General features: G+C 57.6%; 18 protein-coding genes and 1 pseudogene. All 19 read left to right on the top strand.

From position 1 onward, the window contains the following. Window positions 1-87: 87 nt before the first annotated feature. Window positions 88-795 carry a transcriptional regulator NanR gene (locus AB6809_RS28660; protein ID WP_371027696.1) on the top strand — a complete coding sequence of 236 codons (708 nt, stop codon included), beginning with the start codon at window positions 88-90 and terminating at the stop codon, window positions 793-795. Window positions 796-1,583: 788 nt separating this feature from the next. Further along, window positions 1,584-1,691 (top strand): annotated as a pseudogene (locus AB6809_RS28665) (LysR family transcriptional regulator); the annotation flags it as partial. A 687-nt stretch (window positions 1,692-2,378) separates the two neighbouring features. Beyond that, window positions 2,379-3,668, top strand: a complete 1,290-nt coding sequence (locus AB6809_RS28670; RefSeq protein ID WP_371027697.1) for a glycine betaine/L-proline ABC transporter ATP-binding protein — start codon at window positions 2,379-2,381, stop codon at window positions 3,666-3,668. Further along, window positions 3,665-4,543 carry an ABC transporter permease gene (locus AB6809_RS28675; protein WP_371027698.1) on the top strand — a complete coding sequence of 293 codons (879 nt, stop codon included), beginning with the start codon at window positions 3,665-3,667 and terminating at the stop codon, window positions 4,541-4,543. Before AB6809_RS28670 ends, AB6809_RS28675 begins: the two co-directional genes overlap by 4 nt. Window positions 4,544-4,737: 194 nt before the next feature. After that, entirely contained in the window at window positions 4,738-5,619 is an 882-nt protein-coding gene (locus AB6809_RS28680; protein WP_371027699.1) for a glycine betaine ABC transporter substrate-binding protein, read from the top strand. A 156-nt stretch (window positions 5,620-5,775) separates the two neighbouring features. Beyond that, a complete protein-coding gene (glyA, locus tag AB6809_RS28685; RefSeq protein ID WP_371027700.1) occupies window positions 5,776-7,071 on the top strand; it encodes a serine hydroxymethyltransferase in 1,296 nt (431 codons plus the stop codon). A 187-nt stretch (window positions 7,072-7,258) separates the two neighbouring features. Further along, the gene (locus AB6809_RS28690) at window positions 7,259-8,146 is read left to right on the top strand and encodes a dihydrodipicolinate synthase family protein (protein WP_371027714.1); all 888 of its coding nucleotides are present in this window, start codon (window positions 7,259-7,261) and stop codon (window positions 8,144-8,146) included. Between the two features lie 6 nt (window positions 8,147-8,152). Beyond that, complete coding sequence (locus tag AB6809_RS28695; protein ID WP_371027701.1) at window positions 8,153-9,484, top strand: NAD(P)/FAD-dependent oxidoreductase; 1,332 nt, start codon at window positions 8,153-8,155, stop codon at window positions 9,482-9,484. Window positions 9,485-9,501: 17 nt separating this feature from the next. Further along, window positions 9,502-10,995 (top strand): aldehyde dehydrogenase, encoded by a 1,494-nt coding sequence (locus AB6809_RS28700; protein ID WP_371027702.1) that lies wholly within the window; start codon window positions 9,502-9,504, stop codon window positions 10,993-10,995. A gap of 104 nt (window positions 10,996-11,099) precedes the next feature. Next, the gene (locus AB6809_RS28705; protein ID WP_371027703.1) at window positions 11,100-11,900 is read left to right on the top strand and encodes a pyrroline-5-carboxylate reductase; all 801 of its coding nucleotides are present in this window, start codon (window positions 11,100-11,102) and stop codon (window positions 11,898-11,900) included. 221 nt (window positions 11,901-12,121) lie between these two features. Then, on the top strand, window positions 12,122-13,123 hold the full coding sequence (locus tag AB6809_RS28710; RefSeq protein ID WP_371027704.1) for a LysR substrate-binding domain-containing protein: 1,002 nt from the start codon (window positions 12,122-12,124) through the stop codon (window positions 13,121-13,123). Window positions 13,124-13,214: 91 nt separating this feature from the next. Next, window positions 13,215-14,261, top strand: coding sequence for a GlxA family transcriptional regulator (locus AB6809_RS28715; RefSeq protein ID WP_371027705.1), 1,047 nt, complete (start codon window positions 13,215-13,217; stop codon window positions 14,259-14,261). A gap of 89 nt (window positions 14,262-14,350) precedes the next feature. Continuing rightward, window positions 14,351-14,776 carry a cupin domain-containing protein gene (locus AB6809_RS28720; RefSeq protein ID WP_371027706.1) on the top strand — a complete coding sequence of 142 codons (426 nt, stop codon included), beginning with the start codon at window positions 14,351-14,353 and terminating at the stop codon, window positions 14,774-14,776. A gap of 35 nt (window positions 14,777-14,811) precedes the next feature. Beyond that, window positions 14,812-15,741, top strand: a complete 930-nt coding sequence (locus tag AB6809_RS28725; protein ID WP_371027707.1) for a LysR substrate-binding domain-containing protein — start codon at window positions 14,812-14,814, stop codon at window positions 15,739-15,741. 169 nt (window positions 15,742-15,910) lie between these two features. After that, window positions 15,911-17,167, top strand: coding sequence for an SRPBCC family protein (locus AB6809_RS28730; protein ID WP_371027708.1), 1,257 nt, complete (start codon window positions 15,911-15,913; stop codon window positions 17,165-17,167). 14 nt (window positions 17,168-17,181) lie between these two features. Continuing rightward, window positions 17,182-18,312 (top strand): 2Fe-2S iron-sulfur cluster-binding protein, encoded by a 1,131-nt coding sequence (locus AB6809_RS28735; RefSeq protein WP_371027709.1) that lies wholly within the window; start codon window positions 17,182-17,184, stop codon window positions 18,310-18,312. Between the two features lie 113 nt (window positions 18,313-18,425). Then, entirely contained in the window at window positions 18,426-19,655 is a 1,230-nt protein-coding gene (locus AB6809_RS28740; RefSeq protein ID WP_371027710.1) for a M24 family metallopeptidase, read from the top strand. A 361-nt stretch (window positions 19,656-20,016) separates the two neighbouring features. Continuing rightward, complete coding sequence (locus AB6809_RS28745) at window positions 20,017-20,295, top strand: hypothetical protein (protein ID WP_371027716.1); 279 nt, start codon at window positions 20,017-20,019, stop codon at window positions 20,293-20,295. Window positions 20,296-20,691: 396 nt separating this feature from the next. Beyond that, window positions 20,692-21,016 (top strand): transposase (locus AB6809_RS28750; protein WP_371027711.1); only part of this gene is annotated, 325 nt, incomplete at its 3' end.

The raw sequence follows: 21,016 nt of genomic DNA on the forward strand, positions 1-21,016 counted from the left end.
ATAGGTGGCGACGGCCCCCGCGCCCTTCCATCCGGCGGCGTGTCCGTGGTAAGGTCATTACACCACTTGGTTTTACGCGGACATGTCATGGCTGAGATCATTCAGCGCCGAAAGCTGTATCAGGAAGTTGTCGACCGGCTCATGGAGCGAATCCGTTCGGGCGAAATCGCGCCCGGCGCGCAGCTTCCGTCTGAACGGGAGTTGATGGAAATCTACGGTGTGGGCCGGCCCGCCATTCGCGAGGCGCTGCAAACGCTCGAGCGCTCCGGCATCGTCGAGATCGTGCACGGGGAGCGTGCGAGGGTCGTTGTTCCCACGGCCGACCGGCTGATTGCGCAGATCGCCGGCGGCGCGATGCACCTGCTGCGCAGTCATCCCGACATGCTGGCTCACCTGAAAGAGGCGCGGGTCTTTCTCGAGACGGGCACCGCGCGCATGGCGGCGGAGCGCGCGACCGAAGAGGACGTGGCTCGCCTGCAACTCAGCGTGGCGCGGCACCGCGCTTCCATGGTCAATCTCGAGGAGTTTATCGAGCGCGATATGGCGTTTCATCGCGAGATTGCGCTGATCAGCGGCAATCCGATTTTCCCGTCGATTGTCGAATCGCTGTTTCGCTGGGCGGGCGAATACTACCGGCCGCTCGTGCGCGCGCCGGGCGCTGAAGAGTTGACGTTGTCGGAGCACCAGCGAATCGTCGATGCAATCGCGAAACATGATGGCGACGGCGCGGCTGAAGCAATGCGCGCGCATCTGAATCGTGCAAACGAACTGTATCGAACGCTTGGCCGGACGTAACCGAGGGCTCTACCAGGTCACGTCTGCGCTACGGTCCAGGATGCGGCGAATCTGTCACGACGCGTACTGCAATGCCTATCTTTGTTGAACGCAGCCCAGCAGGTTGGCTGACTGGGGCGATTCATCAGCTTCTGGACCTGCACTCTTCGGACGCGCCAGACCGGGACAGCCGGAAGAGCGGTGGCGACGCGATATCCCATTCACCTTGAGAGTGGAGATCAATGGCGTGCTTTGTCGATTGCGAGTTCGAACAGTGAGCGAAGAGGTCGATCGGAAAGGCCAACGTTGCGTTCAAATAGAGATTCGCAAATTGGGTCGACTAAGCCGTTGTAACCAGTCCTCGCTGCGGTCAATCGTCAAGAATCAATCGACGGCTTCATGCCTCGGTACGCGGCAGGCTCTCTGCTGGTTAAAGGGACGGACGTACCAAGGGCGCTGGAAGCGGAGACGGGGATGCCACAGTATCGTAGAGCGGCGACTGGATGACCATAACAAATGGTGCAGGTACGTTGCACAATCGGCAAGGCTGACGTGCAGAGCAGGTATTGGGTCGGACATTTCCCAGCGGCAGAACTTATCTCGGTAGAGCGCTCGAGAGATCTGGGCTCTTTGCAATACACTGAATTCCACGCCTCGAAAACGCCTGGTGGGAAGACACCTGTCGAAGCCTTGGACGAACACCAAAAATCTGCTCAGCAATCTAGTGCCGCGACGACCGGTTGAATCCGCCATCATCGCTGCCAATCGAGTTGTACGTCGCGTCTCCTTCGGTGATTTTCTGCTTCCCAAACCCACCGTCAGGTAGGCGGCGCATCGCGACCATTCCTTCGTCGGGCATGACGCTGATGCCGCATGCGATCAAACGTTATGTACATCCGGGTCCAACAGCTCGGGTATTTTTTTGAGGTCACGCATCTTTGTCGCAGGTATCCGACCGGCCCGACTCAAGACGTTTCGCAAGAAACCATCTACACGGCCGTCTATGCTCAGCCGCGTGGCGAACTGCGCCGGCAGCACATCGCCTGCTAGCATCCGGGACAACGTAGCCGCCGGATACCCGGTAAGCCGAGCCGCGAGGCAAGGCGGATAACAACAAGGAACGTTATGGGTAATGCACCTGACCTAGGACATTCCCTACAGCGCAAGCCTTGCAGCATAGTGGCCAGAGGCTTTCGAACGCCTCGATATCGCACTCATGTCGGCCGCAAACCCGCGCAAATGCTGGCGTCGCGAGCATGTCATTTTCGAAGCCTCTTTTCTGCAAACCCAACATAGTCGCCAATCCATTACCAAAGGTATGGGAAAGTGCGCAGAAAATGTAGCTGGATGGGTCAAATTGGCTTGATACGCTGCAATTCATGCAGTCAACACCGACGAGCACTAGTGGGCGGCACAACGATTTCGATGACAGGTCACTTGTGCGATTTAGCCGGTTCGCAGCGTTCACCTTCGACGCCTGTGCCAAGGTTAGTGGCGAGGCTAGCAGTGTATCCAACCGCACGCGAACCAATGTTCAGTGCCGAGTCCATAAAGGCTGAAGTCGCGGGCTTCAATTTCTTGAATTTGCCAGTTGAGATGACAGAATGACCCCAAACACAACATTTGCGCCGAAAGGCGTGATACCGCCGGACGCAATCAAGGCTGAGGATGCTATCCCGGCAACGAAACCCGTCGCGGTAGCCGGAACGGACATTCTTACGGTCAAGAACCTGTCGAAAATCTTTGGACCAAAGCCGGAGCGTGCCGCCGAGTTGGTGAAGCAAGGCCTGGGCCGAAATGAGATTTTCGAGCAGACCGGCAATATGGTGGCAGTCAATGACGTCAGTCTCAGCGTTAAGGCAGGAGAGATTTTCGTTGTCATGGGTCTCTCTGGGTCGGGCAAATCGACGCTTGTTCGACTGCTCAATCGGCTGATTGAACCGACGTCCGGCCAGGTCATCCTCGAGGGTCGCGACATTGCGCCCATGTCCACATTGGAACTGCGCGCTGTGCGCCGCAAGAAGATGGCGATGGTCTTCCAGTCATTCGCACTTCTGCCGAACCGTACGGTGCTCGACAACATCGCGTATGGATTGGAAGTCGCCGGTCTGAAGAAACCAGAGCGGTATGAAATCGCCCGTGCCGCGCTGACGGGAGTCGGTCTGGGCTCGTACGAAAAGATGCTTCCGAGTGAACTGTCCGGCGGCATGCAACAGCGAGTGGGTCTAGCACGTGCGCTTGCTGTTAATCCCTCGGTGCTGCTGATGGACGAAGCGTTTTCGGCGCTGGACCCACTAATTCGATTCGAGATGCAGAATGAGCTTCTGCGACTTCAAAAGGACGAGCAGAGAACAATCGTCTTCATTTCCCACGACATTGAAGAAGCCGTCAAGATTGGGGGCCGAATTGGCATCATGAAGGATGGCTGCCTGATTCAGGTTGGCACGCCGGCAGAGCTTATCCAATCTCCCGCGGACTCGTATGTACGGGACTTCTTTCGCAACGTTGACGTCTCCCGGTTCCTCAAGGCCTCTAGCCTGATGACAAAGGTCAACGGGGGACTCATATCTTGCGACGTCGGCACGTCCTCGGAACGCTACCTGAATCAGCTCATCGATAGTGGCGCCAAATGCGGCTATGTCTGCGACGAATCTGGTCGATATCAAGGCTGCGTTACGCCGGCCTCTTTGCATAAGACCGGTACACGCCCCGTCCGGGACGCATTGCTCCAAGATGTGAATGCTGTTTCGCTTGACGCGGATTTGCATGAGCTGGCTGGCATCGCTTTGAGCCAGGAGCACGACGTGCCCGTCACTGACACGGCCGGGAGACTCGCAGGCGTGGTGTCCTGCCGGACGATACTCAAGCAGGTTATGGAACGGAGAGCAGCATGAACTCGTCAGTTATCGGGAAGTTTGCGGAAGACGCTGTCAATTTCCTCTTTCAGCATTTCCGGGGCGGCTTTGACGCTTTCTCTGCCGGACTGGGCGCAGTAGTCAAGCTGCTGGAGGACGGGCTAGCTGCCATTCCGTTCGTTGCCATCCTCGTTATCCTCGTGGCGTTTGCCTTGTGGCGACGCGGGGTCGTGTTCTCGGTCTTCGTCGGCCTTGCACTCCTGACCATCCATTACATGGGTTTGTGGGCTCAAACGGTCTCCACCCTGGCACTCGTTATCGCGGCGACGTTCTTCAGCCTCGTCTTTGGCGTGCCGCTGGGAATCTGGGGGGCGCGAAACAAACGTGTTGAGATGGTTCTGCGGTCACTGCTGGATTTCATGCAGACAATGCCGGCGTTTGTGTATCTGATTCCGGCCGTCATCCTGTTTGGATTGGGGCGGGTTCCGGCAGTCATCGCGACCATCGTATTCTCGATGCCGCCAGTCGTACGGCTCACGACTTTGGGCATCCGCCAGGTGCGCGAAGAGTTGCTAGAAGCAGGCCGCGCGTTCGGCAGCACAGATGCGCAGCTTCTCTGGAAAATCCAGCTTCCCAACGCCCTCCCGTCAATCATGGCAGGCGTAAATCAGACCATCATGATGGCGCTCTCGATGGTTGTGGTTGCATCAATGATCGGTGCTGGTGGCCTGGGGGAATATGTGCTGAGCGGCATTCAGCGGCTTGATATCGGGATTGGCTTCGAGGGCGGGCTGGGAGTTGTTCTGCTTGCCATCGTACTTGACCGCCTGACGGAGAGCTTTGGTGTGAAGGCCAAGAAGGCCAAGCGCAACGCACCAGCGAAGGCTGGCACCGGCACTGCGGTGCGGACCTGACCACTGATGACGCATGGACGGCGGTCGCGTGAAAAGGCGGCCGCTCGGGGAAAGTTTGGCTGGTGGTAGCGCTCAACGGACGTAGCGCGGGTGTAGTGCTATCGCTAGAGGCAGTACGGAGTTCGGAGACCAGACACGCTATTCAAGCGGCCGTCAAGTTTTCAAGAAATCTTACAATCACGTAGGAGTGTTAAATGAAATTCAATCTGTTCAAATCGCTTATGACGAAACTGGCGATGTCGACGGTCGTTGCCATGGGTATCGTCGTTGGGCCCGCTGTCGCGGCCGAACCTATCAAGATAGCAGTAACAAACTGGGCAGACGTTCTGTCCGTCGCTAATGTGGCCAAGTACGTTCTCGAGACCAGCCTCAAGCAGCCAGTTCAGTTCGTGCAGGCCGATATTGGCATCCAGTATCAGGGCGTCGCCCGCGGCGACCTCGACATCATGGTGGGTGGCTGGCTTCCCGTTACCCACGCTATGTACTACACAAAGTACAAGAACGACCTGGATGATGTCGGCGTCATCTACACGGGCGGCAAGAACGGATGGGCAGTGCCTGCATACATTCCCGAATCCCAGGTCTCGTCGATTTCTGACCTGGAAAAACCGGATGTCAAGAGCAAACTGAACGGCACCATTCAGGGAATCGAGCCCGGCGGCGGCCTGATGCAGGCATCCGAAAAGGCAATCAAGGCATACGACCTGAACGGGTACAACCTGCAATCATCAAGCGAAGCAGGCATGCTCGCCGGAGTCCAGCGAGCTTACCAGTCGAAGCAATGGGTTGTTGCGACGGTCTGGAGCCCGCACTGGCTCTTCCAGAAATGGCAGATGCGCTACCTCAAGGACCCCAAGGGGGCGTTGGGTGGTGAAGAACAGATTCATGCATTCGCGTCGAAGCAGTTTGCAACCAGATTCCCGCGGGCGGACGTGTTCTTCAAGCATTTCAAGCTGACTCTCGCGGACGTCGAGGCCATCGAGTACGAGGGCAACAGCACGAACGACTACGCGACGGCGGCCAAGAAATTCGTCGAAGCGCATCCGGAAAAGCTGAAGGCCTGGTTGCAGCAGTAAATTGGCGATGGGCTCTTTGTGACGTCTTGGGACGCATCTTTGTTCACGGAGAGCCGCGTCGCTCGTTACGCGCCGGGAAATCGGTACCTGCATCACATCAACAAATTTTGCAGTACTGCAAGACATGCTTCAGACGACTACTTACGGAGTGACCACGTGAACGAGAACTCGCGCTTTTTTGCTGAAACGCTCCAGAGCCGTGACCCCGTCATCGCATCAGAGATTGCACTGGAGTTGCGCCGTCAGCAGACGCAGATTGAACTGATTGCTTCTGAAAACATCGTCTCGGCGGCGGTGATGGAAGCGCAGGGTACCGTGCTGACCAACAAATACGCGGAGGGATATCCTTCGAAACGGTACTACGGCGGTTGTGAGCATGTGGACAGAGTCGAGGCGCTTGCCATTGACCGCGTCAAAGCCCTGTTCGAAGCCGAATACGCCAATGTGCAGCCTCATTCGGGAGCGCAGGCGAACGGCGCAGTGATGCTCGCGCTCGTGAAGCCTGGCGAGACGGTGATGGGCATGTCCCTCGATGCAGGGGGCCACCTGACGCATGGTGCACGCCCTGCGCTTTCCGGTAAGTGGTTCAACGCGGTCCAATATGGTGTGAGCCCCGATACCTATCGCATCGACTATGAGCAGGTCCGCCGGCTTGCCGAGGAACATCGTCCCAAGCTCATCATCGCGGGCTATTCTGCCTATCCACGCGCTTTGGATTTTGCAGCGTTCCGCGCCATTGCGGACAGCGTTGGTGCATTGTTAATGGTCGACATGGCACACATCGCGGGCATTGTCGCAGCGGGCAAACACGAGAACCCCGTTCCATTCGCCGATGTGGTGACGTCCACTACCCACAAGACGCTTCGCGGACCGCGAGGCGGGTTCATCCTCACCAACAAAGGCGACATCGCCAAGAAAATTAACTCCGCTGTGTTCCCGGGGTTACAAGGCGGTCCGCTTATGCATGTCATCGCGGGCAAAGCAGTTGCGTTTGGCGAAGCGCTTCGTCCGGAGTTCACGGCGTACATCGACCGGGTACTACGTAACGCCCAGGCACTCGGCGACGTTCTGACGTCGGGTGGTCTGAACCTGATGACGGGCGGGACCGACAACCATCTGTTGCTGGTCGATTTGCGCTCGAAGCGGCTAACCGGTACCCAGGCGGAAAAAGCATTGGAGCGTGCAGGCATCACCTGCAACAAGAACGGTATCCCGTTCGATACAGAAAGCCCGACGGTGACATCCGGAATCCGGCTCGGCACTCCCGCTGGAACAACGCGCGGATTCGGTATCGCCCAGTTCGAGCAGGTGGGGCAAATGATTCTGGAGGTCTTGTCGGCGCTCGAACGCGAGCCCAACGGCGATGAGCAGGCTGAGCGCGCAGTCCGTAGCCGCGTAAGGGACCTGTGTGGTCAGTTCCCCATTTACTCACACGCAGACGCACTCGTTTAATCGTCGCGTACAGCTTCCGGTCGGGTGTTCGAGGTGGTAGTTGAATCGGCCAGGGGCGACACGTTGTTCGCGCCCGCACGGATAAGTCCAACGCTTAAATGCCACCTTGCCAACCATCCGTCGTAAAGGCTTTACCGCGGAGGGGCGGCATAGGACTTGGCCAACTTATTTAAAGAGAGAACTGGAAATGAGCTTCGATGGAGTACACACGCCTCTGGTTACCCCGTTCAAGGCAGACGGCGAAATTGACCACGATTTGCTTGGCAAGCATGCCGCAAATCTCGCAGGCCGGGTCTCGGGTCTTGGAGTCGGCGGAACCACAGGCGAATATTACGCGTTGAGTTTCGACGAACGGGTGCAGACGTTTAACACCGTGGCTGAAGCAGCAGGTGGCAAGACCTATCTGACTGCCGGCATCAATGCCACGACGACTAAGGAAGTCATTCGCCTGGGTCAGGAAGCAAAGCGCGCCGGATTGTCCGCCTTGCTGGTTGCCGCTCCGTACTACGCCCAACCGACGCAAGAAGAGCTTCTGAACCATCTGCAGAAGGTGGATGACAGTCTCGACATGCCCATCATGCTGTACAACTTCCCGGCACGCACGGGCACGGAAATCAGCGATGGCGTTCTGGAAAAGCTGCTCGATCGGCCGAACTTCGTCGCGATGAAGGAAAGCACCGGCGACATTTCGCGTCTGCATCACCTTTCCACGCATTTCCGCGACAAGCTGTTGCTGAGCTGCGGGATGGACGACCAGGCGCTCGAATTCTTCGTCTGGGGCGCAAGGAGCTGGGTCGGGGGCGCTTCCAACTTCTTGCCGGAAGCACACACAGCGCTCTTTGACGCGTGCGTTAAGCGAGGCGACTTCAACACGGGCCGCAAGCTCATGGCGCAACTGCTGCCGGTGCTCGAACTGCTGGAACGCGGCGGCAAATTCATTCAATACGTTCGGTACGGTTGTGAGCTTGCCGGCATGCCTGTCGGTGTTGCCCGCGCGCCGCTCGGCACGCTCACTGACGAAGAGCGCAGCACCTTTGCCAAGCTCGTTCAACCCCTGTTGTACAACGCGCAGTAATTTTGCATGGCCTCGAAACTGGAATTCGTGCGGTTTCCCGCTCCTGACGGTGTGAACGGGTGGTGGGAAACTCTGCCACCTCCCTCATCTGCCAATACGGTGTCTTCTGAAAGTCGGTACGACTGGGTCGTTGTCGGGGGCGGCATTACAGGGCTTTGTGCTGCCCGGCGTCTGGCCGAGCTAGCACCTGACGCCTCGATAGCTCTGGTCGAGGCGGAGCGTATCGGGCGCACCACAGCCGGACGAAATTCCGGATTCTTCGTCGATTTGCCACACGACATAAGCAGCGAAAGTTACTCGCGAAGTGTGGAAGCGGATAAGGCAGACGTCCGCTTTCAACGACACGGCATCGCCTACGTACGCGCAGCGGTGAAGCAGTACAACATCGACTGCGACTGGCGGGACGACGGCAAGTTTCACGCTTCGGTAAACAAGAAGGGGCACAACGCGCTCGCCCACTTCGCAGAAGGTCTCGCGCGTATCGATGAAGCATTCGAGTGGCTGGACGAGGCGTCAATCGGGAACGTAACAGGCACGAACTTTTACCAAGGCGCGCTCTTTACGCCTGGATGTAGCACGGTCCAGCCGGCAGCCCTGATGCGCGGTCTTGCTGCGACCTTGCCGAAGAATGTGAAAGTTTTCGAGCTTAGCGCGGTAAGGGGAATAGAGGACCGAGGGCAAGCGAAGGTCCTGACCTTTGGCGGCGGCAAGATTGTGGCGAAGGGAGTGATTCTGTGTACGAACGCCTACGCGGCGACGTTCGGAGGGCATCCGAATGGCTTGCTGCCCGTGTACACGTTTGCATCCATGACCCGCGTGATGAATCCGGAAGAAGTTAGACGGCTCGGCGGCACGCGGTCGTGGGCACTGATTCCGGCCGACCCGATGGGCACGACCGTTCGCCGCCTGATTACGGACCGCATCTGCGTTCGCAATCACTTCGCATTTCGTCCCAATCTCGAGGTGTCGCAGGCCGACTTGGCGAAGGCAAAAAGTCTGCATCAGCGGTCGTTCGACCGACGCTTTCCGATGCTAAAAGATGTCGAACTCGAATACACATGGGGCGGCCCGTTGTGTCTGTCTGCTAACAACGGAGCGTTGTTTGGGCGTAGAGATGATGGAGTCCTTGAAGCCATCGGGTGCAATGGGCTCGGTCTGAGCAGAGGGTCGGCGTCAGGCAAGCTCATCGCCGAGTATGCGCTCGGCCACGACAACGAGCTCATTCGTCAGCTTTTGAATCAGCCGCATCCGCGCTCGCTGCCAGTCCGTCCGATTACCGATGTCGCAGTATCCGCAGCTATCTGGATGAAGGAATTTTCGGCGGGAGCCGAGCTTTAAATTTGGGAAGACAGGACATGACGACTTACCAGGAATGGAAGCAGAAAGCAGAAGCCTTGTCGCTCGATGGAAGGGCGTTGATCGCCGGGCAACGATGTGCTGCTGCCTCGAACGAGACCTTCGGGACCCTCAATCCTTCGACCGGAAAGGTACTTGCCAATGTGGCAAAGTGCGATGCGAAAGACATCGACCATGCGGTCGTAGCCGCCAGAGATGCGTTCGAGTCTGGTGTGTGGTCAAAGGCAGCACCGGCGCAGCGTAAAACCGTGCTTTTGCGGCTGGCGCAACTGATTGAGGAAAACGCCGAGGAACTGGCCCTCCTCGAAGCGCTTGAGGCGGGCAAGCCAATCAGCGAGTGCATGGGACTGGACATTCCTGAGTCGGCGGCGTGTATCCGCTGGCACGCGGAGGTCACCGACAAGCGGTACGACGCCCTGTCGCCGTCCGGTGCGGGTGTGGTGAGCATGATTACCCGTGAACCAATTGGTGTCGTGGGCGCAGTTCTGCCCTGGAACTTCCCGGCGCTCATGCTTGCCTGGAAAATCGGTCCGGCGCTTTCGGTTGGCAACAGCGTCATTGTGAAACCTGCCGAGCAGACCTCGCTCTCGACATTGCGCATCGCTGACCTGGCGATGGAAGCCGGGCTGCCTGCCGGTGTCTTCAGTGTCGTCACTGGCTTTGGAGAAACCACGGGTCAAGCCTTGGGCCGGCATACCGACGTCGACCTGATTGCCTTCACCGGCTCGACGGAAACGGGAAAGCGATTCCTCCATTACTCGGCAGACACGAATCTGAAGCGGGTCGTACTGGAGTGCGGCGGCAAGAACCCACAAATCGTGCTTCCCGATGTCGCGAATCTCGATGCTGTCGCGGAGCAGGCGGTCGCGGCCGCATTCTGGAATATGGGCGAGAACTGCAGCGCAGGCTCTCGTATTCTGGTTCCCTCGAGTTCTAAAGCCGAGTTGCTTGAAAAGGTCCGGGCAGTTCTGAAAGGATGGAAAACTGGCGACCCACTCGACCCTGACGTCAAGCTGGGTTCCTTGATAGAAGAGAAGCACTACGAAAAGGTGCTTGCCCACGTCGAGAAAGCGAAGGTCGAGGGGGCGCGTCTGGTGTGCGGCGGCAAGGCCACACGCACTGAGACGGGTGGGTGGTTCGTCGAGCCGACCATCTTCGATAACGTCACTCCTGAGATGAGCATTGCTCGCGAAGAAGTCTTTGGCCCTGTCGTCTGCTTTATCGAGTACGACGATGTCGATGAGGCGGTCCGGATTGCCAACGACACGTGCTACGGTCTGGCCGCATCGCTTTGGACAGACAACATCAATCATGCTCACAAAATTGCTGCGCGAATCCGGGCTGGTACCGTAACAGTGAACTGCTTCGGCGAGGGAGACCTGTCGACGCCGTTCGGCGGCTTCAAGCAATCAGGCTTTGGTGGGCGTGACAAATCCGTTTACGCGCATGACCAATATTGTGAGCTGAAGACCACCTGGCTGAAGCTCGACTAGGCCAGTTCGACTATTGGACGCAATCGGTGTCCTAACCTGGATTACTGACTGTTCGGGTGTGGCAGCCTTCGACGCCGCGGCACTTGAAACTCACGCGAGGCTTCATGCGACTTGGATTCATCGGAACAGGGACTATCACGCAAGCGGTTGTGACGGGCATGCTCAAGTTTGGCGTTCCATTCGAGCGGGTATCGCTATCGCCTCGTAATCCGAATACCGCTGCCGAACTTGCCGCGCTTGATGAACGGGTGCGCGTCTGTGCAAGCAACCAGGAAGTATTGGAGACGTCGGACATCGTGTGCCTTGCGGTCGTTCCGCAAATTGCTGTGAACGTCCTGAGCGAACTCGCGTTTGATTCTCGTCACCACGTCATCAGTTTCATCGCTGGTGTCTCGCTTGATGAAGTGAGGCGGCTCGTCCTGCCGGCGGACAGGGTCGCGCGCGCAGTTCCGTTACCAGCGGTCGCTGAGGGCAAGGGCAGCACTGCAATCTGTCCCGCCGATGAGGTTGCGAAAGCCATCTTTTCGGTACTAGGCGAAGCCGTGGAGGTGGACGACGAACGCAAGTTTGACGCGCTGTCTGCTGTGACGGCGACGATGGCGAGTTTCTACGCCGTTCTCGAGGCCCAGGCGGCCTGGCTTGTGCAGCAAGGTCTTGAATACCCTTCGGCGCGAGCCTTTCTCTCCGGCTACTGTGTTGGGCTTGCCAATGACGCCGCCCAGACTGAACAACCGTTTTCAGCAATGGCTATGCAATGCATGACACCGGGCGGTATCAACGAGCAGGTGCATGCCGAACTCTCTCGCCGAGGCGCATACGTGCTGTACAGAGAGGCGCTTGATGGTGTGCTGAGCCGAATCCAGGGACGCCCATTCCCGGCACCCGCAAGTGCACACGAAGGGTAATATTTAGGAACGGGTATCACCCGGATACAGCCTGTTTTGGGTCTTGGCGAGCCTCCGGCGTCGGGTTGCCTCCGCTTGCCAGTTACGTCCAAGACTCGCAAACTATTTTTGCGCAGGAGCACATCAGCTCAGGCGCGCGGTCGTCGCACTGTCACGGGGCAGTGCATAGCGTGACGGGTTGTCCTCGGGCCATCGGGTGCGTCCGTTTCACAGGTGAAGCCATGCAAAAGAAACAGTTGGTTGCGGACCGACTTCTCGCCCAGATGCCGTCGTTACGGGCGCTGAAATGCTTCGTCACGGCTGCACGATACGAAAGTTTCACACAGGCAGCGGAGGTGCTATGTGTCACCCAGGCGGCAATCAGCCGACAAATCAAGGAGCTGGAAGACTCGCTGGAGGTTCCCCTGTTTGAACGGACGGGTAGACATATCGCGCTTACCGATGCCGGGCGTATTCTGTACAACGCGTCCTATCTGTCAATCATGAACATCGCTGAAGCGGCCCAGGCGGTGCGTCGTACCGACAAACATGCGCTGACCATTTGCGTCTCGCATACTTTCTCGGCGCTGTGGCTGTCGTTCAGGCTGCCGTCGTTCCGCAAACGGTTCCCCGATATTCGATTGCACGTGATGGTGACGGAGCATTTCATGGAACTCGATGAGCTCATGGAACCTGACGTCATCATCAGCAAGAATCCACCGCGCGAGGCGGAGTATGAAATTGAGCCGCTCTTCCACGACGTTGTGTATCCCGTCTGCAGTCAATCGTTTTACGAGCGTCATTTCCGCGGCCGGTCATTGAAGCCGCTGGACCTGCTATCGCATGCCACGCTGAATCTTTCCCTGCTGGGGCGCGCCCAGGTTTGCGAGCATGTTGACTGGCGCGTGTGGCGAAACTGGTTTCAGCAGAGCGATGGCTCAGACAGACTGTTCGAGAACGAACGCCTGGAGAGCAACGACTATCGACTTCTCGTGTCGCAGGCCGAAGCCGGTGAGGGCACCCTGCTCGGCTGGCATCATCTTGTGCATCGCCAGGTCGAACAAGGCCGCCTGGTCCGACCGGTGCAGGATGCGCTCGAATTCCACGACCGCCACCACTATCTGATAACGCACAAGAAGGCAAAGCTTCGAACCGAGTATCCACGATTCCGCGAATGGCTTGGCGAGGAGGTCGGCGCGATGATGCGCGAATGGAAAGGCGCCGAATCGGAAACTATCAAGTAACCCCCGCTGGAGTCAGTGTTGAAAGGGCGAGCAGGTCCGTCGAACGACGACAGTTCTGGTCGAATGGTAAAGCGTTAACCCAGGCGGCTCCATGTTTCCCGACCATAACCATTCCAACGCCGGAACGTCCCGGCAGATCCGCTTTGGAATCGTGCTATTGCCCAACTTCACATTGACGGCGTTTTCCGGTTTTGTCGACCTTCTCAGGTTGGCAAGCGACGAAGGCGACATGAGCAGACCTGTTCGCTGTTCATGGACTATCGTCGGAGAGTCTCTCGTTCCTGTCAGAGCAAGCTGTGGAATCCAGGTCACGCCATGGACAACTTTTGGCGAAGCCCGGTCCTTCGATGACGTTGTGGTCGTCGGGGGCTTGCTGCATTCGGGGCCGTCCGCAAGTAAAGCGACGCTCGAGTTCATTCATGACGCGGCGGGAACGCCTGCCACATTGGTCGGGATTTGCACGGGCGTATTTGCCTTGATGCGGGCTGAAGTGATGGATGGATATCGGATGTGCGTAAGCTGGTTCCACTACTGGGATTTCGTCGAGCGCTTCCCTGGTGTCGACGAACGCAATCTCGTTGCGGACCGGCTATTCGTCATCGACCGGCGCCGCATTACCTGTTCAGGCGGACGGGCTTCAATCGATGTGGCAGCCGCTATCCTGTTGCGACATGTCGAGGCGACGGTCGTACATAAAGCGCTGCGTATCATGCTTGTGGATGACGCCCAGAAAGGGAATGCCCCGCAGCCGCATCCGGCCGGACTTGAACCCGCGGCACATCCAAAGGTTAGGCGGGCAATCCTGTTGATGGAACAGCACATTGGGAGCCCACTTAGCCTGGTCGAGCTAGCCAGGCGTCTTGAGATGTCTGTCCGGCAGCTTGAGCGCCTTTTTACTGCAGAGACGGGGAAATCACCGCTGGCGTACGGGCGACAGATCAGGATACGGACGGCGTCATGGCTGCTGACGAGCTCCGACCGCTCGGTCGCTGATATTGCTTCTTCCTGCGGATTCTCCGACTCCTCTCATCTTGGCCGTGAGTTCAAGAAGGAGTTTGGCGAATCGCCAAACGCATATCGCGTGGCGCGACCACAGGGCCAACAAGCATTGATACATAGCGAGCATGCAGTTACGTAGTTCGCGTCAGCGCTGCGGCTGCGAAAGCAGCGAGCGCCGATTGATAAACAGGGCTTACCTTTTTGCTCAGACAGCCGAGACGGCTGAAAATGGTGACCACGCGTATGTGCGATGAAATGATTCTCTTTGGATTGAAGGTGAAAGACGGTCGTCGTTGGTATTCAATTGATGAGCGCGACTGGCGGCCGATGAAAATTGGGGAAACGGTGCTTCCCGGATTCTTCTCGATTCCAGTTGCCGATGATGAGAATGGGGCATGGGGCAGCTACTGGATGCGTCTGCAACCAGGGGCGCGGTCGTTAGAGCACCAGCACGACTCGACCGAACTGATTCTGATTCTGATTCTGGATGGTGTGTTCACCGATGACGACGGTACTGATTTCCTTCCGGGACAGACGGTGTGCTACCCAGCTGGCTCGAGGCATAGAACCTCCTCGGAAGAAGGCTGCACGGTGCTGGTCGTTGCTCACACCGGGTCGAAGATAGTTTCTCAATCACAAGGTCCGGGTGCTTAAGCTCAGCGCTGAACTGTTTTGACTGGAGGAGCAAAGTGAAGCCGGCAACTGCACGCAACAAGGGATACCGGCGGCTCATCCCTTCGGTGACAGCTCTCGTCGAGTTCGAGGCGGTCGCCCGGCACGCGAGCTTCACTCTGGCAGCCGATGAGCTTGGAGTAACCCAGGCCGCGGTAAGCCGGCAGGTGAAATTTCTTGAGGAAACGCTCGGGACCCGGCTTTTCAACCGCCTGCATCGTTCAATCGAACTCACTGAGGATGGTGAAGCCCTGTATCTCGTCGTGGCCGAGTCGATGCAGAAAATTGCCGGCGTGTTCGACCGGTTAGCCAGCGGCCCAGTCCAGCAGGAACTGGTGCTTGCAGCAACGTCTGCATTTTCACATTTTCGCCTGCTGCCTCGGCTGGCTTCCCTCAGGGATGCCCAACCGAACCTGCAGCTTCGTCTCTCCACGCAGATGTTCACCGCAGACCTCCGCCCGAAGGAGATTGATATCGCCGTGCGATTCGGAAACGGACGATGGGGAGATGGCACCGCAACCCTGCTTTTTGACGAGGAGGTCTTTCCTGTCTGCTCGCCGAAGTGGGTGGCGTTGCGAGGCACCCCAGAATCGCTGCAGGATATCGCTAACGCGGCGCTCATCGAGTCGGATTCCACGTCGGAAGGCTGGATGGGATGGGAAGAGTGGTTTCACGCTTTGGACCTCAGGCCGGTGCGATTGAACTTCGCCCTGCGCTGCAGCCTGTATACGGACGCAATCGAGGCTGCGCGCTTCGGCCAGGGCATCGCGCTTGGTTGGGGAAGATTGGTCCACGACCTCATCGAGGCTGGCGAACTCGTCAGACTGCCCGTGACCTCGTTAAAGGTGAGCGATTCGTATTACATCGTTGTGCCGCACGGACGCACGATTACTCCTGTGATTAACGGTCTTATCGACTGGCTTCGGCAGGATTCTATTGAGGCTTGAAACACCTGCGAAGCCTGCGGAGGCCCGCCGGAAGCGGTCTCGCTCACGCATAATTTAAAGTAATGCCAGCCAGAAAATAAAGCGCATTGACGCTCTTTTTTCGTCAATCCAATACTCAGGTCATAGCGGGAAATCGAAGTCCCGACATACCTGAACATTGGAGAGGACGATGTCTGAAGTGCAATTCAAGACCCATGGTGAGTTAATCCGCAGCCGTCAGCCCGGTCATGGCATGCCCGGCGAGCTCTTTGGTCGCCAGGACGTTTTCGAAACTGATGTCGATGTCTTTTTTCACAAGCACTGGATTCTCGTCGGGGTCACGGCCGATGTGCCAGAACCGGGTGATGTTTCGACCGTTGATATCGGCAAGGCGTCAATCATCATCGTGCGCGACGACGACGAGAACATTCGGACCTACCGGAACGTCTGTCGCCATCGTGGCGCACGTCTGAAAGAGGCTGGGAAGTCGACGGTCGGCATGCTGGTATGTCCTTATCATCAGTGGACGTACGACCTCGACGGAAGCCTGCGCCACGCAACCCACATGGGGAAGGACTTCGACCCGACCTGCCGTAGCCTGATTCCAGTGCATACGAGGATTGTCGGAACGCACATTTTCGTATGCCTCGGTGAGAACCCGCCGGAGGACATCGCAAAGCTGGAAGAAACGATGGCTCCGCGTTTTGCGCCGTACGACCTGAAGAACACGAAGATTGCCTTCGAGCAGGAAATCATCGAAAACGGCAACTGGAAGCTGGTGATGGAAAACAATCGCGAGTGCTACCACTGCCAAGCCACTCATCCGGAACTGACGGCATCGTTTCTGCCAGAAGACTTCGGCTTCTGTTCTGAGAATCTCAGCGAAGAATCGCTTCGCGCGCTGGAAGATTACAAGGTGCGCAACGCAGCATGTCAGGCAAGCTGGGAGCAAGACGGATTTGTGAGCGCCAATGTCGAGTGGTTGGACGAAGATGCGGTCACCCAGTTTAGAACGCAGCAGCTTGTCATCGCCGGTAACGGTGAATCGCAGACCATCAGTACCAAGGTCGCCAGCACGAGGCTATTCGGAAATCTTCAGCGGCGCGACCTGGGTGATACGCACTTGTGGACGCACAACTCATGGACACACGTCATGAGCGACCATGCGGTGATTAGCTACATTATTCCTCTCGCTCCCGATAAGACGCTGGTGCGGTCAAAGTGGCTTGTTCATGCCGATGCAGTTGAAGGCGTTGACTACAACATTTCAGATTTGACAGAGGTGTGGGTTGCCACAAACAACCAGGACAAGCACCTTGTAGAAATCACGCACGAGGGCACGCAGGACCCCGCGTACTCACCGGGCATGTTCTCGCCGTTCACGGAAACCTACGTTGACCAGTTCTCGCGCTGGTACGCAGCGCGATTGAGCGCGCACGGCATCTAAGCGGAACCACAGTCATGAACTCTGTTGAAAGGATTTTTGACCCTGTACCCGAGACCACCGACAGGCTGTCTAACGCCGACACGTGGGAGAGTGGTGGCAGGCTCTGGCCGAGTAGCGTCAAGCAGACGCTGACGTGTTGTCGTGTTGTCGACGAGACGCACGACGTCAAAAGCTTTGAGTTTCGCACGAGCGACGGAGTGCCCGTGCGTTTCGAGCCTGGCCAGTTCATGACCGTATCGGCGAATGTGCAAGGGCAATCGGTCGAGCGCTGCTACACGATATCCTCGGCTCCGACGCGGCCCTATCTGCTCTCCATCACCGTCAAACGGGTTCCCGGCGGAACGATGTCGAACTGGCTGCACGAAAACATGCGGCCGGGAAGCCAGCTTGCGGCGTACGGCCCCTCGGGCACGTTCACGCCAACGGCCGCGCCAGCAGTGAAGTCGCTTTACCTGTCGGCGGGCTCAGGCGTGACGCCCTTGATGTCGATGACACGAGCGGGCATCGACCTGGGGCTCGACCGGGATGTCGCGTTTGTGCACAGTGCAAGGACGCCCGCCGACATCGTCTTCCGTGAGGAATTGGAACGCCTCGCGAAGCTGTCGCCGCGTCTGCGCCTTTTCTTCGTCTGCGAAGGTGCCGGTGAAGAGCCAGATTGGGCGGGCGCCACCGGGCGTCTAAGCCTCGAGTTGCTCTCTAAATGGCTTCCGGATTATGCAGAACGCGAGGTGTTCACCTGCGGCCCGGCCCCCTACATGAGCGCAGTCAGAGAACTGCTGCGTGAAGGCGGTCACGACCCGGCTCGATATCACCAGGAGAGTTTCGACATCTCCGCCGGCGTTGTTCCAGAACCTGCCGAGGCCAGGAGCGAAGCGGCACAGGAGACTTTTATCGTCAAGCTTTCGCGTTCTACCAAGTCCTTCACGATGAACGCGTCAGAGACCGTGCTGGTCGCGGCCAGAAAGAACGGTGTCTCAATCCCATCGTCATGCAGCCAGGGTATGTGCGGCACCTGCAAGACGAAGGTCCTTGAAGGTTCGGTTGACATGAAACACAACGGCGGCATTCGTGAACGTGAAGTTCAGAAGGGTTTCCGTCTGCTTTGCTGCAGCCGACCCACATCGGACCTGGTCCTTGAACTCTGAAACCGCCTCCTAGGCTCGTCACGCGGTAACACGTATCTCTGGCACGTTCCACCACAATAAGGCTTCCTGTGCATTATTAGAACTCGAACGAACTTTTCCTCTGGAGGGAGTTCATGCGTGGCAGTGATGTGATTGATACGACTGATGTCGTCCCTTGCATATGGACGGAGCAAACACTTTTAGATGTGCGCGCCTATCGACTGTCACGCGTGCAAGCGGAACTGAAGAAGAACAACTGTCCGGCTATCCTGTTGTACGACCCAGTTAACATTCGCTATGCAACGAACACATCGAATATGCAAATCTGGACGGGGCGAAACCCCTCTCGATACGTAATGGTATTCGCTGACGGCCGTGTAATCGGATGGGAGTTTCACAGTTGTAGACATGTGTGGGGCGGCTTGAGTTTGGACCTGGAGTTGCGCAGCGCAGTGGGTTGGTCATTCTTCAGTGCTGGCGGCAACGCCGAAAAGCGTGCGGAGCTCTGGGGTGAAGAAATCATGGACGTCTTGCAGGCGCGCGCGCCAAACGAAGCGCGATTGGCAGTGGACAGGCTCGACCCAATGGGTACTGCTTTCCTGGTACAAAGCGGAGTGACTCTTCTGGACGGGCAAGCCATGATGGAAATGGCGCGTGCAATCAAGTCGCCAGGCGAGCTGCTCCTTATGACCGAGTCAATCCGTGCTTGCGAAAGCGGAATCGCGCGCATGCATCGTGAGCTTCGTCCGGGAATGACTGAACAGGACCTGTGGGCGCATCTGCACTACGAGAATATTCGTCACGGCGGAGAGTGGATTGAGACTCGATTGCTAGCATCGGGTGACCGGACCAATCCGTGGATGCACGAGTGCTCACCGCGTGTCCTGCAGCGTGGAGAGCTGCTAGCTTTCGATACGGACATGGTGGGCCCGAATGGTTACTGTTCTGATATCTCAAGGACATGGACCGTAGGTCACACGCGTCCGTCTGATGACCAACGTCGTCTCTATGAAACAGCTTATTCACAGATTCATTTCAATATGGATTTGCTTCGTCCAGGCATGACCTTCCACGAGTTTTCCGAAAAGGCCTGGAAGATTCCGGAAATCTACGTTCAAAACCGATATAGCTGCGTGGCTCATGGCATCGGCATGGTTGATGAGTACCCGAATATCGCGCACCACGTAGATTGGAAGAGCGGTGGGTACGACGGGCGGTTTGAATCTGGTATGACACTTTGCGTCGAGAGTTACATCGGTGCAGAAGGGGGAACTCAAGGGGTAAAACTCGAGCAACAGGTGGTTCTGACGGACCGCGGCTGCGTGCCGCTGACGTCGTGTGGTTTCGAGACCGAGTGGTTGTGAGCAACTTGGTTTGAGACGCGAATAGCATTCATCGATGCACTGCGCCTTGCTTGGGATTGAGTGCCACTCTCGACACACAGAAGCTAAGAATGACGAGCCGCTTGGATTGAATCGAATCTTCTCCAAGGAAGGTTTAGTGCCGGGTTTCCCCGGCACTTTTTTTGGCAAACCCTTCGCCTAGATGATTGGTTTCTCTGCTCGAAGCCACTCAATCAGGGTCGCCACCATCGGCGCCATTGACCGACCAGGGGGGACAACGACGTAGTACGCGTCTTTGGGCTTATACGTTGTTGATTTGCACGGAATCCTGACCCACGGGGGGCGGATTCCGTGCAAATCAACACCCCAACGGACATCATTAGTGGAATTTGCGAACTTCAACAGATTGTGGTCGCTGATCGAGCCACTGCTACCTGCGCGAGCACCACGCAATCGCCAGTTTGCGGGCCGCAAACCGACACCCGATCGGGCGGTGCTGACCGGCATCGTATTCGTGTATGCCACGCTGGCAGAATTAGCGATCTTCAACAACGGGCGCAAGATGGACGGCGGCGGAGCAGGGCTGCCGCGACGGATTGCCCGGGGTTCAGGGGCGCCAGAAGGCTTGGCAGAGATTGTTCGTCGCCGACGGTTTCGATGATCGGGCAGCGTCCGGGCGTGGCAGTAACTGGCGGATGGACCGCCGCCATGCCGGCCGGCAGACGATGCTCACCGACAACTGAGAAAGTGTTCGGCGCGTTTTGCATCACCGCACTGCATGGCGACGAGCAGCGCTTAACGGGGAGGGGCCGAGTTCGCCCTTCCTCACCACCGGGTGACTGCCTGCGCGTTGTGGACGACAAGAGGGCGATCAGAAGCGCAGCTACAATCGCCGGCTGCTCGGGCGGCCCAAGCGGGAGTGCTTCCAGGCCATCGTGCCCACGCGTGTCACCGACCGGCTCCGGACGTCCTACTTCAGCACGTCCGACTCTTCCCCCTGCGTCACACTAGATGTCGCCTCTGAATTTTCTTAATTTGAAGAACTCAGAGGTGCAGGTTGAATGCCAAACAGACGTATTCTGTCGAATTCAGGGAGCAGGCGCTGGCAAAGGCCCTGCAACGAGGCAACCGGTCCGTAGGAGCGGTTGCCTCGGAACTGAACATGAACGTATTAACCTTGAGGAAGTGGATCCGCGTGTCTAAAGCCGCAAACCGCAACCCGGGGCCAGTCGATGCACGGCGTCCGGAAGATTGGTCTTTGGAAGAGCGCCTGCTGGCATTGCAGCAGTGCCATGGACTGAGCGGCGAGGCACTGAGCGCGTGGTGCCGTGAACGGGGCTTGTTTGCCCATCATCTGGACCAGTGGCGTGCCCAGTTCTGCT

The organism is Paraburkholderia sp. RCC_158, assembly GCF_041355255.1.
Classification (GTDB): Bacteria; Pseudomonadota; Gammaproteobacteria; order Burkholderiales; family Burkholderiaceae; genus Paraburkholderia; species Paraburkholderia graminis.

Coding starts and splice junctions, on each gene's coding strand:
- AB6809_RS28670 (WP_371027697.1), top strand. CDS start 2,379: ATGACCCCAAACACAACATTTGCGCCGAAAGGCGTGATACCGCCGGAC.
- AB6809_RS28740 (WP_371027710.1), top strand. CDS start 18,426: ATGCGTGGCAGTGATGTGATTGATACGACTGATGTCGTCCCTTGCATA.
- AB6809_RS28680 (WP_371027699.1), top strand. CDS start 4,738: ATGAAATTCAATCTGTTCAAATCGCTTATGACGAAACTGGCGATGTCG.
- AB6809_RS28695 (WP_371027701.1), top strand. CDS start 8,153: ATGGCCTCGAAACTGGAATTCGTGCGGTTTCCCGCTCCTGACGGTGTG.
- AB6809_RS28660 (WP_371027696.1), top strand. CDS start 88: ATGGCTGAGATCATTCAGCGCCGAAAGCTGTATCAGGAAGTTGTCGAC.
- AB6809_RS28700 (WP_371027702.1), top strand. CDS start 9,502: ATGACGACTTACCAGGAATGGAAGCAGAAAGCAGAAGCCTTGTCGCTC.
- AB6809_RS28735 (WP_371027709.1), top strand. CDS start 17,182: ATGAACTCTGTTGAAAGGATTTTTGACCCTGTACCCGAGACCACCGAC.
- AB6809_RS28690 (WP_371027714.1), top strand. CDS start 7,259: ATGAGCTTCGATGGAGTACACACGCCTCTGGTTACCCCGTTCAAGGCA.
- AB6809_RS28730 (WP_371027708.1), top strand. CDS start 15,911: ATGTCTGAAGTGCAATTCAAGACCCATGGTGAGTTAATCCGCAGCCGT.
- AB6809_RS28715 (WP_371027705.1), top strand. CDS start 13,215: ATGTTTCCCGACCATAACCATTCCAACGCCGGAACGTCCCGGCAGATC.
- AB6809_RS28710 (WP_371027704.1), top strand. CDS start 12,122: ATGCAAAAGAAACAGTTGGTTGCGGACCGACTTCTCGCCCAGATGCCG.
- AB6809_RS28675 (WP_371027698.1), top strand. CDS start 3,665: ATGAACTCGTCAGTTATCGGGAAGTTTGCGGAAGACGCTGTCAATTTC.
- AB6809_RS28705 (WP_371027703.1), top strand. CDS start 11,100: ATGCGACTTGGATTCATCGGAACAGGGACTATCACGCAAGCGGTTGTG.
- AB6809_RS28720 (WP_371027706.1), top strand. CDS start 14,351: ATGGTGACCACGCGTATGTGCGATGAAATGATTCTCTTTGGATTGAAG.